The 3,513-nt window shown below is 56.6% G+C and carries 4 protein-coding genes and 1 pseudogene; 1 reads left to right on the top strand and 4 read right to left on the bottom strand.

Annotated elements, in window-relative coordinates; genetic code table 11:
* A pseudogene (locus JWS10_RS01165) lies at positions 1–244 on the top strand (alkene reductase); the annotation flags it as partial.
* 203 nt (positions 245–447) lie between these two features.
* On the opposite strand, the gene JWS10_RS01160 reads toward JWS10_RS01165, so the two are convergent.
* From JWS10_RS01160 to JWS10_RS01145, 4 genes are all read right to left on the bottom strand, one after another.
* Positions 448–1,566, bottom strand: coding sequence for a hypothetical protein (locus JWS10_RS01160; RefSeq protein WP_299503992.1), 1,119 nt, complete (start codon positions 1,564–1,566; stop codon positions 448–450).
* A 286-nt stretch (positions 1,567–1,852) separates the two neighbouring features.
* The gene (locus JWS10_RS01155) at positions 1,853–2,563 is read right to left on the bottom strand and encodes an SOS response-associated peptidase family protein (RefSeq protein WP_299503990.1); all 711 of its coding nucleotides are present in this window, start codon (positions 2,561–2,563) and stop codon (positions 1,853–1,855) included.
* A gap of 165 nt (positions 2,564–2,728) precedes the next feature.
* A complete protein-coding gene (locus tag JWS10_RS01150) occupies positions 2,729–3,151 on the bottom strand; it encodes a DUF305 domain-containing protein (protein ID WP_299503988.1) in 423 nt (140 codons plus the stop codon).
* Between the two features lie 20 nt (positions 3,152–3,171).
* On the bottom strand, positions 3,172–3,360 hold the full coding sequence (locus JWS10_RS01145) for a heavy-metal-associated domain-containing protein (protein ID WP_299503985.1): 189 nt from the start codon (positions 3,358–3,360) through the stop codon (positions 3,172–3,174).
* Between the last annotated feature and the right edge of the window lie 153 nt (positions 3,361–3,513).

Below are 3,513 nucleotides of genomic sequence, written 5' to 3'. Positions count from 1 at the left end.
ATCGCCCGAAATACGCGAAGTTTTTGCAGGTCCGCTCGTGCTCAATTCGGATTACGACACCGTTGCCGAAGCGCAGGCCGCGATTGATCGGGGCACTGCTGACGCAATCGCATTCGGGCGCGCATATTTGGCGAACCCCGACCTCCCCGAGCGCCTAATGGACGGAAAACCTTTAAACCAGGGTGACCCCAAGACATGGTATAGTCAGGGCCCGCACGGCTACACCGACTACCCCACTGCATAGCTACGTGCCCGGCGAGCAGTTGGGGGCTGTTCGCGGGGGTGGCGCTATGCTGAGCTTAGTGGGATGGATAACCAACGTGATCTTCGTCCAACAACTACGGTCGACATAAATGGTCGGTTACCGGTAAAATTTACCTATGGCCGCGCCTGCCCGTAGCTCTGGTGACATAAAACTTTTTCAAAGGTTTAGCCGTTTCCGCGATATTACTCGTTGCGCGTTGATCCAAGCATTTGAACACGGATGGATGCTTTGGAATGGGGAAAGTCCTGCACCGGAAGCCCAGTCGAGGCCGGACCGGGCTTGGTGTAATACCGGTTACGGACCTGCATGTTGTCATGCAGCGCATCCGCGTTACTCCCTGCCACGTAATAGGTCGTCGCTTTGCGAACATCCGCGAATTTGAGGTCGTGATCGCGCAAGGTCAATTCTACCGCCTCCATGATCGCTCCGGTCTGCGCGACGAGATGCAACACGCCGCCCTCGTCCGCGGCCGCGACGTGGAAGTGATCTTTTGATCTGCTTAGTGTGACTTGCACGGCGGCGTCCCGGAAGGACGGCGTGCGAGCTTTGTGTGACTCAAACTGCACCGCGGATTTGGAAAAAGTGAGTTCCGAGTAGAGGCCGATTCCGTCGAAAGGAACGCCTACAACGGTGCGCTGATCACGACAAAGCCCCAGATGTTGGGCGGCATGCAGAACCTCCCGCGCACTGGTGTTGCATTCGAACCACTGGTCCGACAGCATGCAATCCACCGAAAGGCCGGCTTTCACCAACAACCGTTGCAGTCCGGCTTCGGCGGCATCAGCGTCCAGCGGTAGGGCCGACGCTGTGAAGTTGGCCCAAACTATATCGCCCGCATCCACAACCATCAGCTCAAACTCAGTCACAGCATCAGTGAAATTGCGGCACTCTTTGTTGTCGGAGCAACCGTGGACATCGACCTCGACCAACATTCCTTCATAGTAGAAGTGCGGTATGGCGACTGGCAGAACACAAAAGCTTGGCCCGAAATAACCATGGAAAAAGTCTTGTAGTGCCGAAGCATCGCCATCGCGCGTTTTGACGTAATAGACTAGGAGCCTTCCGATCACCGATGCTGCACAACCAATGTCACCAAGATATTGCTCGATAAAGCCAGCGACGGCATCAGCTTGCGCCAGCAGATTGCCTGGGAACAGAACTGCCCCATCCTCGTCCAGCGGACACTGTCCGCACGACCAGGCAAAAGCGCCATCCCTCACCAACAAGGAGTAAGGATGGTCGATCCGCATTTTCCAACGATTGTCGAACGAAAGGAACGATAGAGAGCTGTTACTTTTCATGTTGGTTTATCAGTTTTGCTCTATTTTCTCGGCGCGTGCATCGAAAATCTAACTGCGTTGAAATCGCAGCGGTTCTCGCCAAACCGACTTTGCCGCTCAAGTTTTAATCTAGCAAGCATGAACCACTAGGCTAGCGGAATGAGATGTTTCTGCAGGGGTGTCAGCGGCCGACATTGGCTCGAATTAAGCGCGGCCGGTTCCGCATCGCCTAAAAGGCAGCAATGTCAAACCAGACTTAAGCCCAACGATATCATTAAATATGTCTAGTGAGAACAAAGTAAGAAATTCACAGTCGGCTAAGATATTGCAGACGTTCGGCTATCGTTTTTGGGCCGCGGTGGTTTCTTCGACGGATCTTCGACATCCACTCCCAGTCACTGCTGAACTCCCGCGTGCGGATGAGCGCCATCACCTCTTCAATCGGTGCACGCCATTCGCCGAGCCACAGCGCAATGTCGTTATCCCCTTCCAGTAGCAGCGGCATGCGGTCGGTGATCGCAGAAATCAGCAGGTTCGCTGGGACCGTCACCTGGACGAATTCATACTCCGCGCCGCGCGCGACATCGAACTCGTCGTAGATGACGCCGATGATGGCGGGGCGACCTTCCTTGTGCCGGATTGTCCACTGTTGCGTCCAAGACTTGCCGGTGCGCTGACCGTCCTCGTAGGCCAGCGGCACCTCGCGACCCTCATTGAAGGTTTTGGCGAAGGTGATCCCGCGCCGTGCATGGAAGCCATCAGTGAAGGTCCAGAGTTTGTGCACCGTCTCACCCCGCGCATGCATGTGCTTAGGGGTCCGACGCCCATCGCCGCGCCGATCCGTGAAGCCCCAGTTCATCAGCGTGATCACGCGTTCACCGTTGCGATCCAGATGCACCACCGGCACCGCCCGCATCGGCGTGAAGGTGCGCACCTCGTCATCGACCCGCGCAGCAAACAGGTTCGAGAATTCGTGCACCTCGCGCCATGACGCCATCTGGGTGAACTTGCCGCACATTGGTGACCTCGGAGAAGGAAAAATAATGAGCAAAGCATAGAATAAAACCGACGGCGCACCACTATCGGTATGCTCGACTGAGCTATGCGGACTTTGTGGGGCCAGTCCTTGGAGCGGGCGCGCGCTTGAGTTGTCCTGCAAGGAAGGGAAGCGCGCGCCCTACCGTCACTGACCGTGCGCGGCTAGCCAGGCGGTCATCTGTGCAATCTCGGCCTCCTGCGCCGCGATGACGGCTTTGGCAAGGGCGCGGACTTCTGGATCTTTGCCGTATTGCAGGGCAACCTTCGCCATATCGACAGCGGCCCGGTGGTGCGGGATCATGCCAGCCATGAAGTCGACATCCGGGTCGCCGGTGTAGGGGATCATCATTCCGGCCATCATGTCGTTCATCGCCTTGGCATAGGCCAGCGTGGCCGGGTCTTTGGCCAACTCGGGTGGGATGAGCGTAGTGTGGTTCATGCCACCCATGGCCCCCATATCCATCTTCATGCCCGAATGGTCCATGCCCTCCATCGTGGTCTGGGCAACGGCAAGACCGCCAACGACGACGGCGGCAGCGGCGATTAAAGCAAGCGAGCGCTTGTTCATAGAATTCTCCTGTGTCGGGTTCAGTTGACGGAAAAGCCGGCATCGGCCAGAACGGCCTCGAGCTCGGCACGCGGTGCTGTCGTAAAGACGTCTACCTTATGCAGCGCGGGGTGCGCGTTAACCTGGGCAACTGGATCGACCGACTGGATTGCCTTGGTCACGCTGCGCACACAGCCGCCGCAGGCCATGTTCTCAATATGGAACTGCATGAGATCCTCCTTTGGTTTCGTCTCACGCCTAATGAGATAGGGCTTCCCACTATTGGAAGGTCAAGGATCAGAGTGCACATTCTTTTCCGAAACTTCTCCTTGACCTTCCCATGATTGGAAGTCCTATTCTCGGTGGGGGGAAGTGAAAATTTT

Origin of the sequence: Cypionkella sp., from assembly GCF_028290025.1 — a bacterium.
Taxonomy (GTDB): Bacteria; Pseudomonadota; Alphaproteobacteria; order Rhodobacterales; family Rhodobacteraceae; genus Cypionkella.
Note: the sequence above shows the minus strand (reverse complement) of the source record. Positions and strands in the feature narration are given on the sequence as shown.